The 23678-nt window shown below is 69.8% G+C and carries 19 protein-coding genes; 1 reads left to right on the plus strand and 18 read right to left on the minus strand.

What is annotated here, in order from left to right; translation table 11 throughout:
* Positions 1–190 precede the first annotated feature (190 nt).
* The 15 genes from GSY65_RS12300 to GSY65_RS12370 all read right to left on the minus strand — a co-directional run bounded on the left by GSY65_RS12300 (position 191) and on the right by GSY65_RS12370 (position 19814).
* On the minus strand, positions 191–988 hold the full coding sequence (locus GSY65_RS12300) for a TIGR03936 family radical SAM-associated protein (protein ID WP_159767368.1): 798 nt from the start codon (positions 986–988) through the stop codon (positions 191–193).
* Between the two features lie 48 nt (positions 989–1036).
* The gene (locus tag GSY65_RS12305) at positions 1037–2179 is read right to left on the minus strand and encodes a hypothetical protein (RefSeq protein ID WP_159767369.1); all 1143 of its coding nucleotides are present in this window, start codon (positions 2177–2179) and stop codon (positions 1037–1039) included.
* Positions 2180–2540: 361 nt separating this feature from the next.
* Positions 2541–3131 carry an SMI1/KNR4 family protein gene (locus GSY65_RS12310; RefSeq protein WP_159767370.1) on the minus strand — a complete coding sequence of 197 codons (591 nt, stop codon included), beginning with the start codon at positions 3129–3131 and terminating at the stop codon, positions 2541–2543.
* Positions 3132–3311: 180 nt separating this feature from the next.
* The gene (locus GSY65_RS12315; protein WP_236579757.1) at positions 3312–3542 is read right to left on the minus strand and encodes a hypothetical protein; all 231 of its coding nucleotides are present in this window, start codon (positions 3540–3542) and stop codon (positions 3312–3314) included.
* 318 nt (positions 3543–3860) lie between these two features.
* Positions 3861–5813, minus strand: coding sequence for a TIGR03960 family B12-binding radical SAM protein (locus tag GSY65_RS12320; protein ID WP_159767371.1), 1953 nt, complete (start codon positions 5811–5813; stop codon positions 3861–3863).
* A 96-nt stretch (positions 5814–5909) separates the two neighbouring features.
* A complete protein-coding gene (locus GSY65_RS12325; RefSeq protein ID WP_159767372.1) occupies positions 5910–7475 on the minus strand; it encodes a CYTH and CHAD domain-containing protein in 1566 nt (521 codons plus the stop codon).
* A gap of 98 nt (positions 7476–7573) precedes the next feature.
* Positions 7574–8770, minus strand: a complete 1197-nt coding sequence (rodA, locus tag GSY65_RS12330) for a rod shape-determining protein RodA (RefSeq protein ID WP_159767373.1) — start codon at positions 8768–8770, stop codon at positions 7574–7576.
* Entirely contained in the window at positions 8767–11169 is a 2403-nt protein-coding gene (gene mrdA / locus GSY65_RS12335; protein WP_159767374.1) for a penicillin-binding protein 2, read from the minus strand. The genes rodA and mrdA overlap by 4 nt, the downstream gene beginning before the upstream one ends.
* A 155-nt stretch (positions 11170–11324) precedes the next feature.
* Positions 11325–11996 (minus strand): rod shape-determining protein MreD, encoded by a 672-nt coding sequence (gene mreD, locus GSY65_RS12340; protein ID WP_159767375.1) that lies wholly within the window; start codon positions 11994–11996, stop codon positions 11325–11327.
* Between the two features lie 28 nt (positions 11997–12024).
* Positions 12025–12975, minus strand: coding sequence for a rod shape-determining protein MreC (mreC, locus tag GSY65_RS12345; RefSeq protein ID WP_159767376.1), 951 nt, complete (start codon positions 12973–12975; stop codon positions 12025–12027).
* 174 nt (positions 12976–13149) lie between these two features.
* Entirely contained in the window at positions 13150–14169 is a 1020-nt protein-coding gene (locus tag GSY65_RS12350) for a rod shape-determining protein (RefSeq protein ID WP_004931372.1), read from the minus strand.
* A 389-nt stretch (positions 14170–14558) separates the two neighbouring features.
* Positions 14559–14972, minus strand: coding sequence for a nucleoside-diphosphate kinase (gene ndk / locus GSY65_RS12355; RefSeq protein ID WP_159767377.1), 414 nt, complete (start codon positions 14970–14972; stop codon positions 14559–14561).
* 114 nt (positions 14973–15086) lie between these two features.
* Positions 15087–15449: a DUF4233 domain-containing protein gene (locus GSY65_RS12360; protein WP_159767378.1), complete on the minus strand. Its 363-nt coding sequence runs from the start codon at positions 15447–15449 to the stop codon at positions 15087–15089.
* Positions 15450–15456: 7 nt separating this feature from the next.
* Positions 15457–16965, minus strand: a complete 1509-nt coding sequence (gene folC / locus GSY65_RS12365) for a bifunctional tetrahydrofolate synthase/dihydrofolate synthase (RefSeq protein ID WP_159767379.1) — start codon at positions 16963–16965, stop codon at positions 15457–15459.
* A gap of 197 nt (positions 16966–17162) precedes the next feature.
* Positions 17163–19814 carry a valine--tRNA ligase gene (locus tag GSY65_RS12370; RefSeq protein ID WP_159767380.1) on the minus strand — a complete coding sequence of 884 codons (2652 nt, stop codon included), beginning with the start codon at positions 19812–19814 and terminating at the stop codon, positions 17163–17165.
* Between the two features lie 137 nt (positions 19815–19951).
* Here GSY65_RS12370 and GSY65_RS12375 point away from each other — a divergent pair, with 137 nt between their 5' ends.
* Complete coding sequence (locus GSY65_RS12375; RefSeq protein ID WP_159767381.1) at positions 19952–20899, plus strand: hypothetical protein; 948 nt, start codon at positions 19952–19954, stop codon at positions 20897–20899.
* Positions 20900–20960: 61 nt separating this feature from the next.
* Here GSY65_RS12375 and GSY65_RS12380 read toward each other — a convergent pair whose 3' ends face one another.
* From GSY65_RS12380 to GSY65_RS12390, 3 genes are all read right to left on the minus strand, one after another.
* Positions 20961–21227, minus strand: coding sequence for a hypothetical protein (locus GSY65_RS12380; protein WP_159767382.1), 267 nt, complete (start codon positions 21225–21227; stop codon positions 20961–20963).
* 175 nt (positions 21228–21402) lie between these two features.
* Complete coding sequence (gene clpX, locus GSY65_RS12385) at positions 21403–22689, minus strand: ATP-dependent Clp protease ATP-binding subunit ClpX (RefSeq protein ID WP_107464051.1); 1287 nt, start codon at positions 22687–22689, stop codon at positions 21403–21405.
* 203 nt (positions 22690–22892) lie between these two features.
* The gene (locus GSY65_RS12390; protein WP_159767383.1) at positions 22893–23573 is read right to left on the minus strand and encodes an ATP-dependent Clp protease proteolytic subunit; all 681 of its coding nucleotides are present in this window, start codon (positions 23571–23573) and stop codon (positions 22893–22895) included.
* Positions 23574–23678 lie beyond the last annotated feature (105 nt).

Consider the following 23678-nt stretch of genomic DNA (forward strand, 5'->3'; position numbering starts at 1 on the left):
GTGACGTCCGCGGCTCGCGTCGTACGCGACTGCCGCCGTCCGGGGCGCGGGCGCCGCTCGGGAGCTCTCTGTGTCCTGTCTCGCCGGTTCCGTACGCCGTGTTGCGTACGGCCTGGCGAAAGTCTTGTGGTCGGTGCGCTGCCCGACCCAGGTGGCTCCCGGATACGAGGGCGGCGCTACGACGTCCGTCCTACGCGGGGCCGACCGGCTCCGACGCCTTCGCGGCGGCAGTGGGGGCGGCCGTTGTGAGGGCCGCCGCTGCCTCGCGGTCGGGCGCGAGCGGGTCGGTCACCGTGCCGGTCTCTTCATCGAACAGCCCCTGCGCCAGCCTGGTCACCGCTGCGGGGACCGGCGGCGCCAGGTCGGCCACGGCGCGGAGACCGGACAGGACGTCGTCGGGTCGTACGGCAGGCGTCACGTGCCGAACAACCAGCCGCAGTATCGCACAGGGCTGGTCGGTCGGCCTATCAGCCTCGGCACTCGGCGTCGTGGTGCCGTCGACACGGTCGAGTTCGACCACGGCGGCACGGGCGTCGAACGTACGGACGCCGTTCTTGGTCATGCGCTGGACCTCGACGGTCTCGGCGGCGTTGAAGGCCGCGACCGCGCGGGCGGCCTCGTCCGGGTCCACGCCGTCCAGCCGCAGCTCCCAGACGGAGGCCGTGAGCCGGTCGGCGAGGCCGGAGGTGCGGGCCTCGACCGCGTCGACGATGTCGAGCCCGGTGGGCAGCGACTCGTCGAGGAGGATCCGGAGCTTCTCCGGGTCGCGCGCGTCGGTGAGCGCGATCTCGAGGTACTCCGCCTCGCTGCCCGTGCCGGTGGGTGCGGCATTGGCGTACGACACCTTCGGATGCGGCGTGAACCCCGCCGAGTACGCCATGGGCACCTCGGCGCGGCGCAGCGCACGCTCGAAGGCGCGCTGGAAGTCACGGTGGCTGGTGAACCGGAGGCGGCCGCGCTTGGTGTAGCGCAGTCGGATGCGCTGCACCGCGGGTGCGGGCGGCGGGCCTTCGGGCTGTCGCTTGCCCAGTGTCGTTCATTCCTTCGTGAGAGCGGTCGTACTGCTACCAAGAGTACGTGTCTCGGCGGCCCGCGGTTCCCGCCGGGCGTCCGGCACCGGTTCCGCCGGCCGTCCGAGGAGTGCCTGGCGCACGCCGGCGCGGGCCTGCCGGAGGGACAAGCGAGCGGTGTCAAGGGCGTGGCGGGCGATGCGGCCGACGGCGCGGGCGGCGGCGGTTGCGGGCTTCCAGACCACGTCCCGTACGGCATGGCCGACGGGGGTGAGGACGGTCCGGTACACCCAGCGCGTCGGCTCGACCACGAGCAGCCGGAAGACGGTGGCGAGGGCCCGTCCGACGGCGAGCGAGACCCGTCCGGCGATCCGCCAGGCATGGCCGACCGCGTCCAGGACCTCGCGTCCGACGACGGCGAGTGCGCGCCCGACGGGGGCGAGCACCCACCGCCACAGCGCGAGTGCGGGCAGCACGAACAGGACGCGCAGCGTCCAGTAGAGGCCGAGACCGAGCCCGCTGAAGATCATCCGTAGGAGCCACATGACTCCCCCGGCAGTCCACACGAGGGCGTGTCCCACGGGCGTCAGCACCCACCGGTACAGCCACCCGGCCGGTACGACGACGAGGTACCGCACCAGCCAGGCCAGGACCGCGAACACCCCGAGCCCCACGGCGGCGATCCCGCGCCAGAGCCCCCGGGCCAGCCACGCGAGGCCCCGCCCCAGCGGCACCAGCGTCCACCCGTACAGCCACACGAGCCCGGTCAGGACCCCGGCCGCCGCCCGCGCGAGGGCACGGCCAGCCGGTGACAGGACGTACCGGTGGAGCCGGACCAGCGGCAGGACGAGGAGCCAGTACCCGAGCCGGGCGAGCCCCGTGCCGACCGGCACGACGACGTGGCGCCACAGCGCCACCCACGGCCACACCAGCACGGCATCGGCGACCCACAGCAGGGCCCGCCCCACCGGCCGCAGCACGGTGTCGACGAGGAACCGGCCCGCGACGACGAGCGCGTCCCACACCATCCGCACCGGAAGGACCAGCACGAGCACCACGATCCGTACGGGAATCCGAATAGCCGCGGTGAGGCACCCCTCGGGCGCCCGCGGTGGCGTCCGGTGCGCCGGCTCGGCGGGCCGCGGCGCGGGCCGCTTCTCCAGGTCCATGCCGACGTAGACGCCTCAACGCCCCGTCCGGATGCGGCCCCGTCCCCTCGATTTCGCCACCGGCCGGGGCGGGGCCTCCCACCCCGAAGCCACCACTCAGCCTCTCCACGCCGACGACCGCCTCGGCCCCGCATCACGCGCGAGACCCCCGACCTGTCCGGTCGGGGGTCTCGCGCACGACGCCGGCCGGGTGGCTCACCCGGCCGGAACGGACTTCTTCACGGTCAGCGGCAGCAGCTTCTTGCCGGTGGGACCGATCTGGATGTGGGTGTCCATCTGCGGGCACACCCCGAGACACAACTCCGAGCGCAGCCCCAGAGGAAGGCTGAAGCCTTCAAGAGCAGGACAACAGATGGTCGTTCTACTCGGGGCGCCACCAACCGCTTGCAGCGTGCCAGTCCTTCACCCAGTTCGCGAAGCCGTGTTCCGGCTGCCCAGAGAGAGAACCGGTGTAAGGCGTGGCGCAGCCGTCACGGAGCCACCACACGCGCCCACGCTGCGGCCCGGCCACCACCAACGTCCAGTACTCACCAACTCCGTCGGCCCCCAGCAGCACTGAACCGTCCTGGTACGTCCGGTGCAGCAGGGACGAGTGGAGCGCGTGATCGTAGTAGTCGTATTCCCACTGCCACTCCTCCTCCAGGGGGAAGGGCCGGCCGGGCACTCGTTCGGCGGTACCGTCGAACGGCTCCGGGCTCATCCAGCAGTCCGCCTCCCAGGAAACCCAGCTGATCGGCTTCTCTCCCAGGGGCAACAATCCACCCACCTCAGGGGGGCCTTCGTTCGTCCCGTTCGCGATCTCGGCCACAAAGGTGCGATACGGCTCAGGCAACACCACGCCGTGCCTGCTCTCCCAAGCCCCGAGCGCTTCCCAGCCCAGAGGACGACAGCGACACTCCGCCGGAAAGGCTTCACTCAGCAGGGCCATCACACCCGAGGTCGCGTCATCCATGCGCCAACAGTTACCACCAGGCACCGACACTCCGCCCTGGCCATCCGGCGGGCAACTGGTCAGCCAACAGACTCAGACCCTGAATGCCATCAGACCCACTCCACCCCGGAGTAGGGCTGCAGGCAGTCTCCAAGAGGCGGCAACGGCGAGTACACCAGGCCAGCGGCGCCGACGCCGCGCTCAAGGCGTGATGTAGTCTCCCCAGCCGAACGTCGCCACGTACGCGCGTCGCACGGCGTTCCATCCACGCCAATCGCGCAGACGCGCAACCAACAACGCCATGGAGTACCAGGCACCAAAACAGCCTGCGATTGTCCATGCCCATCCGAGGCTTCCCAGGGTGGCGACGACAACCACCACAATGGTGGTCGCCACCAAGCCGATGTGAGCGCCCCGCACATCCACACTCATGGCGCCGCACATCGACCGGCGGTCCGCAGGTGTATCCCGCGCAGGCCGACGGTCCGCAGCCGCACCTTCACCGTCGAGGTCAGCGCCGCCCGTCACGGGCACCTCCGAAGCGCTCGGTCACCGGCACCGGGTCAGACCCACTCCACCTCGGACAGCACCCGCGAAGAGCCTCCAGGAGGCGGCAGCGGAGTCCGAGGCACATCCCGTGAGGTCCGCTGCCGCACGCCGCGAGCACCAAGCCCGCGAAGCACAGCGGCAGCCTCCTCCTCCGTCACGTCCGCCAGCGCATCCGCGATCCGCCGCAGCGCCTCACTCACCTCAGTGCCCGTGTCCGCTGGTCGCAGCGTCCTTCTTGACCGTCAGCGGCAGCAGCTTCTTGCCCGTCGGACCCGTTTGTGGCCATGTGTCGAACTGCGGACACACCCCGCAGTCGAAGCACGGTGTCCAGCGGCAGTCCTCGACCTCGGTCTCGTCGAGGGCGTCCTGCCAGTCCTCCCACAGCCAGTCCTTGTCGAGGCCGGAGTCGAGGTGGTCCCAGGGCAGGACCTCCTCGTAGGTGCGCTCGCGGGTGGTGTACCAGTCGACGTCCACGCCGAAGTCGGCGAGGGCCTTGTCGGCGCAGCTCATCCAGCGGTCGTAGGAGAAGTGCTCGCGCCAGCCGTCGAAGCGCCCGCCGTCCTCGTAGACGGCGCGGATGACGGCGCCGACCCGGCGGTCGCCGCGGGAGAGCAAGCCCTCCACGATGCCCGGCTTGCCGTCGTGGTAGCGGAAGCCGATGGAGCGGCCGTACTTCTTGTCGCCGCGGATCTTGTCGCGGAGCTTCTCCAGGCGCGCGTCCGTCTCCTCGGCGGAGAGCTGGGGCGCCCACTGGAAGGGGGTGTGGGGCTTGGGCACGAAGCCGCCGATGGAGACCGTGCAGCGGATGTCGTTCGACCGGGAGACCTCGCGGCCCTTCGCGATGACGTTCATCGCCATGTCGGCGATCTGCAGGACGTCCTCGTCGGTCTCCGTCGGCAGGCCGCACATGAAGTACAGCTTGACCTGGCGCCAGCCGTTGCCGTAGGCCGTGGCGACGGTCCTGATCAGGTCCTCCTCGGAGACCATCTTGTTGATGACCTTCCGCATGCGCTCGGAGCCGCCCTCGGGGGCGAACGTCAGGCCGGACCTGCGGCCGTTGCGCGTCAGTTCGTTCGCGAGGTCGACGTTGAAGGCGTCCACGCGGGTCGACGGGAGGGACAGACCGATCTTGTCCTCCTCGTACCGGTCCGCCAGGCCCTTCGCGATGTCACCGATCTCGCTGTGGTCCGCGGAGGAGAGGGAGAGCAGGCCGACCTCCTCGAAGCCGGTGGCCTTGAGGCCCTTCTCGACCATCTCGCCGATGCCCGTGATGGACCGCTCGCGCACCGGGCGGGTGATCATGCCGGCCTGGCAGAAGCGGCAGCCGCGGGTGCAGCCGCGGAAGATCTCCACGGACATGCGCTCGTGGACCGTCTCCGCCAGCGGCACCAGCGGCTGCTTCGGGTACGGCCACTCGTCCAGGTCCATGACGGTGTGCTTGGACACACGCCACGGCACGCCCGACCGGTTCGGGACGACGCGGGCGATACGGCCGTCGGCGAGGTACTCGACGTCGTAGAACGCCGGGATGTACACCGAGCCCGTCTTCGCGAGGCGGAGCAGGACCTCCTCGCGACCGCCGGGGCGGCCCTCGGCCTTCCAGGCGCGGATGATCTCGGTCACGTCGAGGACGGCCTGCTCGCCGTCGCCGATGATCGCCGCGTCGATGAAGTCCGCGATCGGCTCCGGGTTGAAGGCCGCGTGGCCGCCGGCCAGGACGATCGGGTCGTCGAGCGTGCGGTCCTTGGACTCCAGGGGGATCCCGGCGAGGTCCAGGGCGGTCAGCATGTTCGTGTAGCCCAGCTCCGTGGAGAAGGACAGGCCGAACACGTCGAACGCCTTCACCGGGCGGTGGCTGTCCACCGTGAACTGCGGCACCCCGTGGTCACGCATCAGCTGTTCGAGGTCGGGCCACACGCTGTAGGTGCGCTCGGCCAGGACGCCCTCGCGCTCGTTGAGGACCTCGTAAAGGATCATGACGCCCTGGTTGGGGAGACCGACCTCGTACGCGTCCGGGTACATGAGCGCCCAGCGCACGTCGCAGGCGTCCCACTCCTTGACGGTGGAATTGAGCTCGCCGCCCACGTACTGGATCGGCTTCTGCACATGCGGGAGCAGGGCCTCTAGCTGTGGGAAGACCGACTCGACAGACATCGCGGGGTTTACCTTCGTGAGCTGACAGGGGTGACCATCTAGCCTAACGCCCCCGGAGCCACCCCTCGTACGCCGGCGTTCCCCGCGCCCGGCCCCTCAGAAGGCGCTGTCGGCCGTGATCGTGCGCCACGCCTCCGGCAGCGCCGCCTCCGCCAGCTCCGCCCTGCGCTCCTCCCTGCCGTACAGCAGCCCGTACGTGAAGGAGCTCTCGCCCGCCCGGTCGGCCTGGAGGGCCAGTTCCCGCAGGGTCTCGCGGGCCATCACGCTGTCCTGGTGGTCGCCGAGCAGGGACTGCAGGGACTTCATGTCCCGCACGAGATGCTTGGCGGGGGAGCCGAGGAGCGGGGTCGCCGCCTCGGCCGCGTACCGGGCGCGCTTGCCCTTCTTGCGGGCCTCGTGCATGGCGTGGTCCCGCTCGGCGCCGGGCGGCTGGGCCAGGGCCTCCTCGACCAGGTCGGACACCTTGCCGAAGGCCCGTGCGACCGCCTTGCCGATCACCTTCTCCGGGTCGCCGCCGGCCCCCTTCAGCAGCGGCGGCTCGGCGATCATGGCGTCGAGGGTGCGCAGGAGCGTGAGGTACCGCTCGCCGTCCAGTGCGGCGATCAGGGTGCGCCGGGAGCCGCTGCTCCCCTCTCCCACCCACGTGCGCACCCGGGTACGGACCGGGCCGACGACCAGGTTCTCGGGCAGCGCGGCGAGCGCCTCGGTCACCCGTTCGGCCAGCACCTCGTGGTCCCGGCCGACGCCCAGCTCCCCCGCCAGCCACTTCAGTTCGTCGCCGATGGGGTCGGTGACGGTCCGGTCCAGGACCTTCCCGTACGACTTGAGGGTGCTGCGCAGCCTGCGGGTGGCCACACGCATGCTGTGCACGGAGTCGTACAGGTCGCGGCGGACGGCCGGGTCGAGTTCGACGATGGCGTCCCGCTGGACGCGGAGGTACGCGAGGACGTGCTCGGCGGCACCACCGGGCTTCGCCGGGCCGGCCCCGCCCTTCTTGCCCCCGGCGCCCTTCTTCTTGCGCTTCCCCGACTTGGCGGTGTCCGTCCCGGCCGTGCCCGGCTCGGCGGTCGCCGTCTCCCGCAGGGCCCTCGCCAGCTTCGACGGTGACGCGGACGGCCGTACGCCCGCCTTGCGGAGTTTCTTCTCGACCTTGTCGAGGAACGCGGGGTCGCCGTCGTCCGCGAGTTCCACCTCGATCTCGGACCACTGCGCGCTGCGGCCGCCGTCGGTGAGCCGTTCGGCACGCACGGCGTCCACGCTGACCTCGGCGAGGAGACCGCCGTCCGCGTCGAGCAGGTCGCTGACGTCCCGGGTGGACCTCAGCCGGACCAGCGGCACCAGCTCCGCCTCCCGGACCCGGGAACGCACGAGCCCCGCAAGATCGCGGGGCAGGGTCTCGGACAGCGGAGCGCGGATCTCGTCCCGTACCCCCGAGGAGACGGGGAACTTCAGGTGCCAGCCGGCGTCGCTTCCCCCGGTACGGCGGCGCAGGGTGATGGAGGCGGCGGCGAGACGTTCGTCGGGGGTGTCGTAGTAGACGGCGTCCAGCTCGGCGACGCCCTTGGCGAGGACCGTCGCGACCCCGGCCACACCGGTGAGATCGGGCAGGCCGCTCTCGTCGGACTCGTACTTCCGCTCGATCTCCCGCTTCGTGTCCGCCATGCACCGAATCTAGTCGGACCTGCGGCAAAAGGGCAGCCCACGCGCACCCTGGAGGAGCACGTGGGCCGTCGCCCGCACGGGCCTTCGCGGGTGCGCGGCTACGCCGACATCGGCCGCTGCACGCGGATCGACTGCAGCAGCCCCACCGCCACCCACACCGCGAACATAGACGAACCGCCGTACGACACGAACGGCAGGGGCAGACCGGCGACCGGCATGATGCCGAGGGTCATCCCGATGTTCTCGAAGGCCTGGAAGGCGAACCAGGCGATGATGCCGCCGGCGACGATCGTGCCGTACAGCTCGGTGGTCTCGCGGGCGATGCGGCAGGCACGCCACAGGACGACGCCCAGCAGCAGGATGATCAGCCCGGCTCCGACGAAGCCCAGTTCCTCCCCCGCCACCGTGAAGACGAAGTCGGTCTGCTGCTCCGGCACGAACTGGCCGGTGGTCTGCGACCCCTTGAACAGCCCGGTGCCGAGCAGCCCGCCGGAGCCGATGGCGATCCGGGCCTGGTTGGTGTTGTAGCCGACGCCCGCCGGGTCCAGCTCGGGGTTGGCGAACGCCGCGAAGCGGTTGATCTGGTACTCGTCGAGCACCCCGAGCTGCCAGACGGCGATCGCGCCGAGCGCGCCGGTGCCGATGAGGCCGAAGATCCAGCGGTTGGGGGCGCCGGAGGTCAGCAGGACGCCCAGCACGATGACCACCATGACCATGACCGAGCCGAGGTCGGGCATGAGCAGCACGATCAGTATCGGGACGGCGGCGAGGCCGAGGGCCTGGAGGACGGTGCGGTGGTCCGGGTGTGGTTTGTCGCCCGCGTCGACGCGGGCCGCCAGCAGCATCGCCATCCCCAGGATGATCGTGATCTTCACGAACTCGGAGGGCTGGAGCGAGAAGCCGCCGCCGATGACGATCCACGCGTGGGCGCCGTTGATGGTCGCGCCGAGCGGGGTCAGCACCAGCAGGATCAGCAGGACCGAGATGCCGTAGAGGATCGGTACGGCCGTGCGCAGGGTGCGGTGGCCGAGCCAGACCGTGCCGATCATCAGGGCGAAGCCGATGCCGGTGTTCAGCAGGTGCCGGAGCAGGAAGTAGTACGGGTCGCCCTGGTTCAGTTCGGTGCGGTTGCGGGTCGCCGAGTAGACGAGGGCCGCGCCGATCAGGGAGAGCGCGATGGCCGAGAACAGTATCGGCCAGTCGAGCCGCCGGGCGAGCGAGTCACGGGCGAACAGCCGGGTCCAGCCGGAGCGTTCGGGTCCGTACCCGGAGACGGAGAAGCTGTTGCCGGTCATCGGGACGTCCTTCGCGTGAGCGCTCCGCCAGGGGTGCCGGGGCCGGTGCGCCGTCGTGCCGCCCGGTTGCCGCCGCCCCGGGTGCTGACGATCGCCGCGGGTTCGTCGGGGGCGACCGGCCCGGTGCCCGGTTCGGTGGCGACGGCGGTCGCGAACGCCGCCGGGCCGGCGGGCCCGGTCGCCGCCACGGTGAGGGCGCCGTCCGTCCCCGGGGCGTGGGAGACCGGGAGGGTGCCCGGCCCTGCTGCCACCGTCTGTGCGTCCTCGGCGGCCTGCTCCTCCGGGGTCTTCTTCGGCGGGTAGGTCTCCAGCTTCGGGGCGTCGATCGAGCCGTCGGACTCGATCTTCGGCAGCTTCTTCTGCGGGGTCGGCAGCAGCGCCTTCCGCTTGTCGATCTTGCCGTCCTCGGAGACGCCGTAGAGCGCGTTGTAGAGCTTGCGCACGGCGGGCGCCGAGGCGCCGGAGCCCGTACCACCCTGGGAGATCGTCATGACGATCGCGTAGTCCTTGGTGTACGTCGTGAACCACGAGGTCGTCTGCTTGCCGTAGACCTCGGCGGTACCGGTCTTGGCGTGCATCGGGATCTCGTCCTGCGGCCAGCCCTGGAAACGCCAGGCTGCCGTACCGCGGGTGGCGACTCCCTCAAGGGCTTGGTCTATCTCGTCGCGGGTCTTCTTGGTCATGGGGAGCTTGCCGTGCGACTTGGGCGCGATCTCCCGCACGTGCTTGCCGTCGGCGCTGATGACGGCCTTGCCGACGGTGGGGTCGTACAGGGTGCCGCCGTTGGAGAGGGCGGCGTAGATCGTGGCCATCTGGATGGGGGTGACGAGGGTGTCGCCCTGGCCGATGGAGTAGTTGACGGAGTCACCGGCGCGCATGCGGTTGCCTTCGAGGCAGTTCTCGTACGCGATCTGCTCGGCGTATGAGCCGCCCTTCTTGCCGTACTTGCACCAGGCGTCCTTGTTGGCCTTCCAGTAGTCCTGCTTCCACTTGCGGTCCGGGATGCGGCCGGTGACCTCGTTGGGCAGGTCGATGCCGGTCTCGGCGCCGAGGCCGAACTGGTGGGCGGTCTTGTAGAACCAGTCCTTGGCGTTCTTCTTCGGCTTGGTGCCGCCGTCGCGCTTCCACTCCTCGTGGGAGAGGCGGTAGAAGACGGTGTCGCAGGAGACCTCCAGCGCGCGGCCGAGGCTGATCGCGCCGTATCCCTTGGACTCGAAGTTCTTGAAGACCTGGCCGCCGATGGAGTACGAGCTGGAGCACTCGTAGGGGCCGTCGAAGGAGTAGCCCGCGTTCACCGCGGCGGCGGTCGGGACCACCTTGAAGACGGAGCCGGGGGCGGACTGGCCCTGGATCGCGCGGTTCAGCAGCGGGTAGTTGGACTTCTTGCCGGTGAGTTTGGCGTAGTCCTTGGCGGAGATGCCGCCGACCCAGGCGTTGGGGTCGTAGTCCGGGTTGGAGGCCATGGCGACGATACGTCCGGTCTTGGCCTCCATGACGACGACGGCTCCGGAGTCGGCCTTGTAGTTGGTGCCGGTGTTCCGGTCCATCTGCTTGCGGGCTTCCTTCATCGCCTCGTTGAGTTCGTACTCGGCGATGCGCTGCACGCGGGCGTCGATGCTGGTGACCAGGTTGGCGCCGGGCCTGGCGGGGTCGGCCTCGGCCTCGCCGATGACGCGGCCGAGGTTGTCGACCTCGTAGCGGGTGACGCCGGCCTTGCCGCGCAGTTCCTTGTCGTACTGCCGCTCCAGGCCGGACCGGCCGACCTGGTCGGAGCGCAGGTACGGCGAGTCGGTGTCCTGGGCCTTGGTGATCTCCTCGTCGGTGACCGGCGAGAGGTAGCCGAGGACCTGGGCGGTGTTGGCGCCGCCGGGGCTGGCGTACCTGCGGACGGCCTGGGGTTCGGCGGTGATGCCGGGGAAGTCCTCGGAGCGCTCGCGGATCTGGAGTGCCTGCTTGGCGGTGGCCTCGTCGGTGATGGGGATCGGCTGGTAGGGCGAGCCGTTCCAGCAGGGCTGGGGGGTCTCGGAGTCGCACAGCCGGACCTTGTCCATGACGTCCCGGGGCTTCATACCAAGGACGCCGGCGAGCTTGGTGAGAACGCCCTTGCCGTCGTCGTCCATCTTCAGCAGCTCGGTGCGGGAGGCGGAGACGACGAGCCGGGTCTCGTTGTCCGCGATGGGCACGCCGCGCGCGTCCAGGATCGAGCCGCGCACGGCGGGCTGGACGACCTGCTGGACGTGGTTGCCGGACGCCTCCTTGGCGTAGGCGTCGCCCTCGCGGATCTGGAGGTACCAGAGGCGGCCGCCCAGGGTGCCGAGGAGGGAGAAGACGAGGATCTGGATGATGACGAGCCGGATCTGGACCCGTGGTGTCCGCCCGGTCTCCGGGATGTTGGTCACTGTCTCCCCCTCTCAGTGCGTGGACCGGTGATGCCGGTACCGGGCCTCGTCGACGTACATGGAGTGCACCGCTGCCCGGTGATCGGTTCCGCACGGGTGCGTGGCACGGTTGCCGATGGCCTTCGCGGCCGTCCCGTGGGCGGTCTGACGTCCCCTCACAGCCGCTTGACCCCCTTGATGCGGCCCGCGCGGGCCACCCGTGAGCGTGCCGCCTTCATGCGCAGGCCGGTGCGCTGGCTGCCGATGCGCAGGCCGGTGCCGGAGGAGAGCCAGCCGGCGGAGACGTCGGCGGCCTTGGCCGCGTTGTTGGTCTCGGCGAGCGGGTCGTTGTCGGCGCGCCGGGCGAGCGCCATGATGCCGGGGACGACGAACGGCGCGAGCAGCAGGTCGTAGAGCGCGGCTGTGAACAGCAGGCTGGGCAGGCCGACGTGGCGGGCGGCGTCGTCGCCGACGAGGGCGCCGACCCCGGCGTACAGCAGTGTGGCGCCGAGCGCGGCGACGACGACCACGACCATCGGCCCGGTGGCGGACTTCAGGCGGCCCGTCTCGGGCTTGGCGAGGCCCGCGAGGTAGCCGACGACGCAGAGGACGAGGGCGTACCGTCCGGCGGCGTGGTCGGCGGGCGGGGCTAGGTCGGACAGCAGTCCGGCACCGAACCCGATGAGGGCGCCGCTGACGTGGCCGTACACCAGGGCCAGACCGAGGACGGTGAGGAGCACCAGGTCGGGTACGGCGCCCGGCAGATGGAGTCGGGCGAGGACGCTCACCTGGATCACCAGGGCGACGATCACCAGGGTGGTGGAGAGCAGCATCCGGTTGAAGCGCATGAAGGGGTCAGCTCCTACTGTCCTACGTCTACTGCTCTTGCTGCCCGTCGGCACCGTCGCCGGGTTGGTTCGCGCCCGGGGTGACGGTGACCGTCACGGTGGGTCGCGGGGTGGGCTTCGGCTTGTCCGGGAGCACCGTGTCGCGCGGGTCCTTGCGGGGCGGCTGGACGACGACGCCGACGATGTCGAGCTGGGTGAACGCCACGTACGGCTTGACGTAGATGGTGCGGGTGAGGTCGCCGCCGGAGGGGTCGACGCGGGAGACGACGCCGACGGGGACGCCGGGCACGAACGGCTTGTCGGCCTGGGAGCCGAAGGTGACGAGGCGGTCGCCCGCCTTCACCTTGGCCTTGCCGTTGAGGAGTTCGACGCGCAGCGGGCGGTCGCCCTGGCCGGAGGCGAAGCCGAGTTCGTCGGTGGCCTCCATCCGGGTGCCGACGGTGAAGTCGGGGTCGTTGGCGAGGAGGACCGTCGCGGTGTTCGGGCCGACGGTGGTGACGCGGCCGACGAGTCCGTCGCCGTTGAGGACCGTCATGTCGCGGGTGATGCCGTCGTTGGAGCCGATGTCGATGGTGACGGTCCAGGAGAAGCCCTGGGCCGCTCCTATGGCGATGACCTCGGCGCCCTTGATGCCGTACTGGCCGGCTGCGGCGCTCTTCAGGATCTTGTCGAGCTGGCGTGTCCTGCTGCGGTTGCGGTCGTCGCTGCCGAGCGACGCCTTCAGCTCGGCGTTCTCCTTCTCCAGGGCGGCGAGGCGGTCGTGGCGGGATCCGGAGTCGCGGACCGCGCTTATGGCGTTGCCGATCGGGTCGACGGCGGTCGACACCCCGTCCTCGATCGGGCCGAAGACGGTGGCCGCGGCACGTCGGGCACCGTCGACCGGTGAGTCCTCCCCGCCGCGGATGTCCACCGTGATCAGCGCGAACGCTACGGCGATCAGCAGCACCAGGAGCAGCCGGCTCTCTCGTGTGTCCCTCACGTGCGGCGGCCGTGCCTTCCTCATAGGAATTCGACAGGAATCGGGGAATTCGGGTAGCCCCTTGGAAATCCCGGGACGGGAGCCGGAGGGGCGCTTTGTGGAGCTTATGCCTCAATATCAACGATCCGCCGCACGAGAGGAGATCGTCTCGTACGGCGGAATCGAAGTGTTACGTCATCTGCGGGGCTGGGCGTCGAGCACCTGCTGCAACGCCTCGAACTCCTCGACGCACTTGCCGGAACCGAGCGCCACGCTGTCCAGCGGGTCCTCGGCGATGTGGATCGGCATACCGGTCTCCCGGCGCAGCCGCTCGTCCAGTCCGCGGAGCAGGGCGCCACCGCCGGTGAGGACGATGCCGCGGTCCATGATGTCGCCGGAGAGTTCCGGCGGGCACTTGTCGAGGGTCGTCTTGACGGCATCCACGATGGCGTTGACGGGTTCCTCGATCGCCTTCCGCACTTCCGCTGCGGAGATGACGACGGTCTTGGGCAGCCCGGACACCAGGTCCCGGCCGCGGATTTCGGTGTGCTCGTCAGCGTCGAGGTCGTACGCCGAACCGATCGTGATCTTGATCTGTTCGGCTGTCCGCTCACCGAGGAGGAGGCTGTACTCCTTCTTGATGTGCTGGATGATCGCATTGTCCAACTCGTCGCCCGCGACGCGGATGGACTGGGCGGTGACGATGCCGCCGAGGGAGATGACCGCGACCTCCGTGGTGCCGCCGCCGATGTCCACCACCATGTTGCCCGTGGCCTCGTGGACCGGCAGGCCGGAGCCGATGGCCGCGGCCATGGGCTCCTCGATGATGTGCACCTGACGCGCGCCGGCCTGGGAGGACGCCTCGATGACAGCGCGCCGCTCGACACCGGTGATGCCGGACGGCACGCAGACGACGACCCGGGGCCGGGCGAGATAGCGCCGCTTGTGGATCTTCAGGATGAAGTAGCGGAGCATCCGCTCGGTGATCTCGAAGTCGGCGATCACACCGTCCTTCAGCGGACGTACGGCAACGATGTTGCCGGGCGTCCGTCCGATCATCTTCTTCGCCTCCGCGCCGACCGCGAGGATGCCACCGGTGTTGGTGTTGATCGCGACGACGGACGGCTCGTTCAGTACGATCCCGCGACCCCTGACGTACACCAGCGTGTTGGCGGTCCCGAGGTCGACAGCCATGTCACGGCCGATGAACGACATTGAGTTCCCCATCAGGATTCGTCTGGCCTTCCCTGGTCGAGCACTGACGGCTTTTGATGGCTTTTCAGGGCTTTTCCGGGTCGGCGAAGTGGGTGCTGTGACGTGAAGGCTTACATCGTAGTCTCGCCCGCACGAACACTGCGCGAGGGTCTTCGCCATTGTGGACATGCGATGCGCCGCCTCGCCTCTGGAGACGAGCCATCGGGGGTGCGCGTTCCCCCGATCGCCACGCGTATGCCGTTGAACTGCCATGTTTTCGACGGTCCGGCGGTGCGGCGGTGCGTCAGGTCGGGCGGGGAGTGGGCCGTGTGGGTGGTGGCCGGACACCGCGGTGGGACGAGGACGGTGGGGGCGAGCGGACGTCACCGCCCCCGCCGCCGCGAAGAGTACTACGCCCGGCCGGGGAAGAAGATCTTGACCTCGCGCTCGGCCGACTCCTCGGAGTCCGAGGCGTGGATGAGGTTCTCGCGGACGATGACACCGAAGTCGCCGCGGATGGACCCGGGGGCCGCGGCGATCGGGTCGGTCGGACCGGCCAGCGCGCGCACGCCCTCGATGACGCGCTCGCCCTCGACGATCAGCGCCACGACCGGGCCGGAGGACATGAACTCCATCAGCGGCTCGTAGAACGGCTTGCCCTTGTGCTCGCCGTAGTGCTGCTCCAGGGTGTCCTGGTCCAGTGTCCGCTGTTCCAGCGCGGTGATCCGCCAGCCAGCCTTCCGCTCGATGCGGCTGATGATCTCGCCGGTCAGGCCACGCCGGACGGCGTCGGGCTTGAGGAGGACGAGGGTGCGCTGGCTCACGGTGGTGACTCCTTCATTTCACAGGCGTGCGGAGCTCAGAGGCTACAGGGCGGGCCCGGCCGGGCGTTACGCAGCGTCAGCGAGCCCGTCGCGGGACGCCCGCCGGCGAACGGGTCAGGAAGCCCCCGCGCCGGCCTCCGTGGAGGAGCCCTGGGCCGCGAACCTGGCCTTCGCCTCGTCGACCTTGCGGCCGAAGTGGACGGACGCCCACCACAGGGCCGCGAACACCGCGCCCATGAAGAACATGGTCGGCACGAAGAAGCCGGACAGGATCAGCGCGATCTGCAGCGCCCAGCCCAGCTGGACACCGCCCGGCCGGGTGACCAGCCCGCACAGCACCACGCACAGGAACATGGCGGCACCGCTGACCGTCCAGACCGTCGACATGGCCAGGTCCGGGTCCTTCATGGCGACCAGCCCGGCGAAGCCGATCACGAAGAACTCGCCGATCAGGGTGGAGGCACACAGGGTACGCATGGTGAGATCAGCCCTTCCCCAGCAGCAGCCGGGCCTCGCCGACGGTGATGACGGAACCGGTGACGAGGACACCGGCACCCGCGAACTCGCCCTCCTCCTCGGCGAGCGTGATCGCCGCCTCCAGGGCGTCCGGCAGCCGCGGCTCGACCTGGACGCGCTCGTCGCCGAAGACCTCCACCGCGATCGCCGCCAGTTCGTCGGCGTCCATCGCGCGGTGGCTGGAGTTCTGGGTGATCACGACCTCGGCGAAGATCGGCTCGAAGGCCTCCAGGACACCCCGTACGTTCTTGTCGCCGCTCGCGCCCACGACCCCGATGAGCCTGCTGAAGTCGAACGCCTCGCCGACCGCCTCGGCCGTGGCCAGCGCGCCGGCCGGGTTGTGGGCCGCGTCCAGCACGACCGTCGGGGAGCGCCGTACGACCTCCAGCCGGCCCGGCGACGACACCGACGCGAACGCCTTGCGGACCGTCTCCGCGTCCAGCGGTTCCGGCCGCTGCGACCCGACGCCGAAGAACGCCTCGACGGCGGCCAGGGCGACCGCCGCGTTGTGCGCCTGGTAGGGGCCGTGCAGCGGGAGGTACACCTCGGGGTACTCGCCGCCGAGGCCGCGCAGGGTGAGCATCTGCCCGCCGACGGCGACCTGCCGGGAGACGACGCCGAACTCCAGGCCCTCGCGGGCCACGGTCGCGTCGACCTCCACGGCCTTCTTCAGCATCACCTGCGCCGCGTCGACCGGCTGCTGCGCGAGGATCACGGTCGCGTCCTGCTTGATGATCCCGGACTTCTCCACGGCGATCTCGGCGGGCGTCGAGCCCAGCCGGTCGGTGTGGTCCAGGTCGATGGGGGTGATGACGGCGACGTCCCCGTCGATGACGTTGGTGGCGTCCCAGGAGCCGCCCATCCCGACCTCGACGACGGCCACGTCGACCGGCGCGTCGGCGAAGGCGGCGTACGCCATGCCGGTGAGCACCTCGAAGAAGGAGAGCCGGTACTCCTGGGAGCCGTCCACCATCTCGACGTACGGCTTGATGTCCTGGTACGTCTCGACGAACCGCTCGGCGGAGATCGGGGCGCCGTCCAGGCTGATGCGCTCGGTGATCGACTGGACGTGCGGGGAGGTGTAGCGGCCGGTGCGCAGTTCGAAGGCGCCGAGCAGGGCCTCGATCATGCGGGCGGTCGAGGTCTTGCCGTTGGTGCCGGTGATGTGGATCGAGGGGTACGACCGCTGCGGCTCACCGAGGACGTCCATCAGCGCGGCGATCCGCTGCACCGACGGCTCCAGCTTGGTCTCGCCCCAGCGGGTCGCGAGGTCGGCCTCGACGTCGCGCAGCGCCTTGTCGACCTCCGGGTCGGCCGGCCGCGACGGCACGTCGGGCTGCGGGGCTCCGCCCTGCGCGCGCAGGGTGCGGCTGCCCGCCTCGATCACCGCGAGGTCCGGGTCACGGTCCGTCTCGGCGGCGATGATCTCCTCGAAGGGGTCGATCGGCTCGGGCTGCTGCTCACTGCGTTCGCTCACGGGGCCCAGTCTACGGAGGGCCGCCCGGCGGGCGCCCGACGGCTCGGGGGTATGCGGGGAAGGGCGGATTCGGGTGGTGTGGGGCGGCCCGGGCGGGTCCCCTGGGCTCCCTGGGTCCGGCGGTCGCGAGTCGCCCTGTCGCAGGCGAAGACCCCCGGTGCTCCTGGGCACCGGGGGTCTTCGTCGTCCTCTTGCGGCTACGCCTTGGGGAGGCGGTCCAGCTGGGCGGTGATGCGGGTGATGTCCTCGTCCGCCTTGGCGAGGCGGCCACGGATCTTGTCGACCACCTGGTCGGGGGCCTTCGCGAGGAACGCCTCGTTGCCCAGCTTGGCCGTGGCCTGGGCCTTCTCCTTCTCGGCGGCGGCGAGGTCCTTCGCGAGCCGCTTGCGCTCGGCGGCGACGTCGATCACCCCGGAGAGGTCCAGCGCGACCTCGGCGCCGGCCACCGGCAGGGTGGCCGTCGCCGAGAAGCCCTCGCCCTCGGGCTGGAGGCGGAGCAGCTGGCGGATCGCCGCCTCGTGCGGGGCGAGCACCGTGCCGTCGAGCGTGAGGCGGGCCGGGACGCGCTGACCGGGCTGGAGGCCCTGGTCGGCGCGGAAGCGGCGGACCTCGGTGACGACCCGCTGGACCAGCTCGATCTCGCGCTCGGCGGCGTCGTCGCGGAACCCGCCGGGGGTGTCGGCGCCCGGGACGGACACCGCCGTCGGCCAGTCGGCGACGGCGAGGGACTCACCGCCGGTCAGCGTCGTCCACAGGGTGTCCGTGACGAACGGGACGATCGGGTGGAGCAGCTTCAGGGTGACGTCGAGGACCTCGCCGAGGACCCGCTTGCTGACCTCGGCCGGCTCGCCGCCCGCCTGGAACGTGGTCTTGGACAGCTCCACGTACCAGTCGAAGACCTCGTCCCACGCGAAGTGGTAGAGCGCCTCGCTGAGCTTAGCGAACTGGAAGTCCTCGTAGTACGCGTCGACCTGCTCGATCGTCTCGTCGAGGCGGGCGAGGATCCAGCGGTCGGTCGCGGAGAGCTTCGACGCGTCCGGCAGGGGGCCCTCGACCGTCGCGCCGTTCATCAGCGCGAAGCGCGTGGCGTTCCAGATCTTGTTGGCGAAGTTGCGGGACGCCTGGACCCAGTCCTCGCCGATCGGGACGTCGGTGCCCGGGTTGGCGCCGCGCGCGAGGGTGAAGCGGAGCGCGTCGGAGCCGTACTTGTCCATCCAGTCGAGCGGGTCGACGACGTTGCCGAAGGACTTCGACATCTTCTTGCCGCGCTCGTCGCGGACCAGGCCGGTCAGCGCGATGGTCTTGAAGGGGACCTCGCCGTCCATGGCGTAGAGGCCGAACATCATCATCCGGGCGACCCAGAAGAAGATGATGTCGTGGCCGGTGAGCAGGACGTCGGTGGAGTAGAACTTCCGCAGGTCCTCGGTCTGTTCGGGCCAGCCGAGCGTGGAGAACGGCCACAGTCCGGAGGAGAACCAGGTGTCGAGGACGTCGGTGTCCTGGGTCCAGCCCTCGCCGGTGGGCGGCTCCTCGTCGGGGCCGACGCAGACCGTCTCGCCGTTCGGGCCGTACCAGACCGGGATGCGGTGGCCCCACCAGAGCTGGCGGGAGATGCACCAGTCGAACATGTTGTCCACCCAGTCGAAGTAGCGCTTCGACATGTCCTCGGGGTGGATCTTGACCCGGCCGTCGCGGACCGCGTCGCCGGCGGCCTTGGCGAGGGGCGCGACCTTGACCCACCACTGCATCGACAGCCGCGGCTCGACGGTCGTCTTGCAGCGGGAGCAGTGGCCGACGGAGTGGAGGTACGGGCGCTTCTCGGCGACGATGCGGCCCTGCGAGCGCAGGGCGCCGACGACGGCGTCCCGGGCCTCGAAGCGGTCCTGGCCGAGGAACGGGCCGTGGACGGTGATGACGCCGTGCTCGTCCATGATCGTCATGGAGGGCAGGTCGTGGCGCTGGCCGATCGCGAAGTCGTTCGGGTCGTGGGCCGGGGTGACCTTGACGGCGCCGGTGCCGAACTCCGGGTCGACATGGGTGTCGGCGACGACCGGGATGGAGCGGTCGGTGAGCGGCAGCTTGATCAGCTTGCCGATGAGGTGCTGGTAGCGCTCGTCGTCCGGGTGGACGGCGACGGCGGTGTCACCGAGCATCGTCTCGGCGCGCGTGGTGGCGACGACGAGGCTGTCCTCGCCCTCGCCGTACCGGATGGAGACCAGCTCGCCGGCGTCCTCCTGGTGCTCGACCTCGATGTCGGAGATGGCCGTCAGACAGCGCGGGCACCAGTTGATGATGCGCTCGGCGCGGTAGATCAGCTCGTCGTCGTAGAGCCGCTTGAAGATGGTCTGGACGGCCTTGGACAGCCCTTCGTCCATCGTGAACCGCTCACGGCCCCAGTCGACTCCGTCGCCGAGGCGGCGCATCTGGCCGAGGATCTTGCCGCCGTACTCGTGCTTCCACTGCCAGACGCGCTCGACGAACTCCTCGCGGCCCAAGTCGTGGCGGGACTTGCCCTCTTCGGCGAGCTGCTGCTCGACCTTGTTCTGCGTGGCGATGCCGGCGTGGTCCATGCCGGGGAGCCACAACGCCTCGTAACCCTGCATGCGCTTGCGGCGCGTGAGGGCGTCCATGAGGGTGTGCTGGAAGGCGTGCCCGAGGTGCAGGCTGCCGGTGACGTTCGGCGGGGGGATGACGATGGTGTACGCGGGCTTGTCGCTCTTGGCGTCGGCCGCGAAGTACCCCTTCTCCACCCAGCGCTCGTACAGCGTCCCCTCTACATCGGCCGGCGCGTACTGGGTCGGCAGATCGGTGGCGGGCGCTGGAGGCTGCTGCTGAGCGTTCTCGGTCACGCGCTCAGTTTAGGGGTGTCACGGCGTGGTCCCGAAACTCGATTCTTCCGTAACGGTGTGACCCCCGGTGCGTGGCACCCATCGACTTTGCGCCAGGATGTCAGGAACACATAAGCATCTGGAGGGGAACCCAGAACATGAGTCACAACCAGCCGGGCCCGTACGGCGGGCAGCCCCAGCAGCCCGGACCGTACGGTCAGCCGGGCCCCTACGGCCAGCAGCAGCCGCAGGCCGCCCCCCAGCCCGGCTACGGCTACCCGCAGCAGGCGCCCCCGCAGCAGCCGGGCTACGGGTACCCGCAGCAGGCCCCCCAGGGTGTTCCGCCCCAGACCCCGCCCTACGGCCAGCCGCAGGCCCCGTACGGCGGTCAGCCGGGCTACCCGACCGTGCCCCAGCCGCCGGTCGCCCCCGGTGGTGGCGGCAAGAAGGTCGGCATCATCCTGGGCGCGGTGGCCGTGGTCGCCGCGGTCGCGGTCGGCGCGTACCTCGTCTTCGGCGGAAGCGGCAGCGCGGACATCGCGGACGACGGGCCGCACAAGCTGACGACGCCGGCGACGGTACTCGGCGAGTACAAGAAGGGCAGCGACTCCGGCGACGAAATGACCGACGAGGAGCTGAAGAAGGCCGAGGGCTTCGGCATCAAGAACCCCAAGGACGTCAGCGCCAGTTACCAGGCCGGTGACAAGAACAACCCCCTGGCCGGGAAGGTGATCACGTACGGCGGCGTCTACGGCGAGATCGAGGACCCGGAGAAGGCTGTCGACGGCTTCCTCGCCCTCCAGCAGGAAGAAGCCGAGAAGAACGACGTCACCTTTGTCGGTGAGCCGGAGGCGTACACGCCCGACTCACTGGACGGCGCCGTCATGAAATGCCAGAAGGCGAAGGGGGAGTTGGACGAGAGCGCCACCGGGAACGGCGGACCGAGCGAGATGAACCTGGTCTACTGCGTCTGGGGCGACCACAGCACGCTCGGCTTCGTGCTGCCCATGGAGTACTCCGACCTCGCCGCGGGCAAGTCGACGGACCCCAACGAGGCGGCCGACATCGCGGCCAAGCTCCGCAAGGAAGTCCGCGTCAAGCTCTGACGCCGTCGCACAGGGGCACCCGGCCGATCCGGCACGGGTGCCCTCTTGTGTGGTGTTGTCGTCAGTCACCCAACGCCTTGTTGCACGCGGTGGAGATGTGCCGTGTGTTGGTTATCAGCAGGGAGAGCTGGCCCACGCACTTCCAGTTGTTGGCAACCCGGTTGTAGCCACATGCCTGCGTCACCCTGGGCCCCACACGGTAGCCCTGGTCCTTGAGGTACTCCACGCAGTCGAACGGGTCGGCCTGCGCGGGGCCGGCCGTGACCACGGGCATGACGCCCGCCGCCGCGACCACGCTGAGCACCGCCAGGAAACGCCTTGCCTTCAACGTCAGATCCCTCCGTTCACGGTCACGGGGTGGTCGGCCCCGAGGCGGACAGCAGATCACTTGAAGTGCTCATGAAGCCAGCCCATATACGGCGCCCGGCCTGATCTCGTCGGAGATCAACGCAAGAGGGCCCCCGCGATGCGTCGGAGGCCCTCTTCGTGTACGTGTCCGGCGGCTACGCCGTCTTCTGCTCGCCCGAGCCCCGCCCCCGCGCGTCCCTCGGGATGAGGGTCGGGTTGACGTTGGAGTGGACCACGTCCGCCGTGATGACCACGCGGGCCACGTCCTTGCGGGACGGGACCTCGTACATGACCGACATCAGGACCTCCTCCATGATGGCGCGCAGACCGCGCGCGCCGGTCTGGCGGAGGATGGCCTGGTCGGCGATGGCCTCCAGGGCCTCGCGCTCGAAGTCCAGCTCCACGCCGTCGAGTTCGAAGAGGCGCTGGTACTGCTTCACCAGCGCGTTGCGGGGCTCGACCAGGATCTGCAGGAGCGCCTCGCGGTCCAGGTTGTGGACCGACGTGATGACGGGCAGACGGCCGATGAACTCGGGGATCATGCCGAACTTGACCAGGTCCTCGGGCATGACGTCCTCGAACTGGTCCTTGGACTCCAGCTCCCGCTTCGAACGGATCGTCGCGCCGAAGCCGATGCCCTTGGCGCCCGCCCGCGACTCGATGATCTTCTCCAGGCCGGCGAACGCGCCGCCCACGATGAACAGGACGTTCGTCGTGTCGATCTGGATGAACTCCTGGTGCGGGTGCTTGCGTCCGCCCTGCGGCGGCACCGACGCCGTCGTGCCCTCGAGGATCTTGAGGAGGGCCTGCTGCACACCCTCGCCGCTCACGTCCCGCGTGATGGAGGGGTTTTCGCTCTTCCGCGCGACCTTGTCGATCTCGTCGATGTAGATGATCCCGGTCTCGGCCTTCTTGACGTCGTAGTCGGCCGCCTGGATGAGCTTCAGGAGGATGTTCTCGACGTCCTCGCCCACATAGCCGGCCTCCGTCAGCGCCGTCGCGTCCGCGATGGCGAACGGGACGTTCAGCATGCGGGCCAGCGTCTGGGCGAGCAGGGTCTTGCCGGAGCCGGTGGGGCCGAGGAGAAGGATGTTGGACTTGGCCAACTCGATCGCGTCGTCACGGCCTTGGCCGCCGCCGTTCTCACCGGCCTGGACGCGCTTGTAGTGGTTGTACACCGCGACCGACAGGGCCTTCTTGGCGGCCTCCTGGCCGACCACGTACCCCTCGAGGAACTCGTAGATCTCGCGGGGCTTCGGGAGTTCCTCCCAGCGGACCTCGCTGGTCTCCGCGAGTTCTTCCTCGATGATCTCGTTGCAGAGGTCGATGCACTCGTCGCAGATGTACACACCGGGCCCTGCGATGAGCTTCTTGACCTGCTTCTGGCTCTTGCCGCAGAACGAGCACTTGAGCAGATCGCCGCCGTCACCGATGCGTGCCACGGTGTGCTTCCCCTTCGCCTGGGAGACGCCTGGACGATTGGAATCCAGCGGCTCCTGGTGCTGCCTTATGTCGACGGTACCTTGCCGGGCCCCCCGTACGGGCCCCCCTTGGCACGGTTCGCTTTGACGTGCACCTTGTCGTGCACTGGGTCGAACGGTGCCAACCATGCCAAGGGGCGGCGAACAATACAGGCTTTCCGCCGTCAGCGGACGCTGCTGTTGTTCATCTTCCGCGTGGAGATGATCTGGTCGATCAGGCCGTACGCCAGCGCGTCCTCGGCCGTGAGGATCTTGTCGCGCTCGATGTCCTCGCGGATCTTCTCGATCGGCGTGGTGGAGTGCTTGGCCAGCATCTCCTCCAGCTGCGAACGCATCCGGAGGATCTCGTTGGCGGCGATCTCCAGGTCGGAGACCTGACCGCGGCCGGTCTCGCTGTACGGCTGGTGGATCAGCACGCGCGCGTTCGGCAGCGCCATGCGCTTGCCGGGCGTACCGGCGGCCAGCAGGATCGCGGCGGCGGAGGCGGCCTGGCCCATGCAGACCGTCTGGATGTCCGGCTTCACGAACTGCATCGTGTCGTAGATCGCGGTGAGCGCCGTGAAGGAGCCGCCGGGGCTGTTGATGTAGACCGAGATGTCACGGTCGGGGTCCATCGACTCCAGGCACAGCAGCTGCGCCATGACGTCGTTGGCGGAGGCGTCGTCGATCTGGACGCCGAGGAAGATCACCCGCTCCTCGAAGAGCTTCGCGTACGGGTCGTACTCGCGGATGCCCTGCGAGGTGCGCTCGACGAAGCGCGGGATCACATAGCGGGACTCGGCCGTCGGGCCGGTGTACTGGGAGCTCGCACGGTCGTGGAGGCCGCGGCCGGGGAAGTCGTTCACTGTGGGTCTCCTGGGAGCCTGAGAGGGGCTGAGGCGGTCGGCTGGGGCTTTCGGGGGGTGCGGGTCGGCTCTGCCGCCGGGCTGCGCGCCGTCGTACGTCCGTGA

Origin of the sequence: Streptomyces sp. HM190 (assembly GCF_009857135.1) — a bacterium.
GTDB classification, from domain to species: Bacteria; Actinomycetota; Actinomycetes; order Streptomycetales; family Streptomycetaceae; genus Streptomyces; species Streptomyces heilongjiangensis.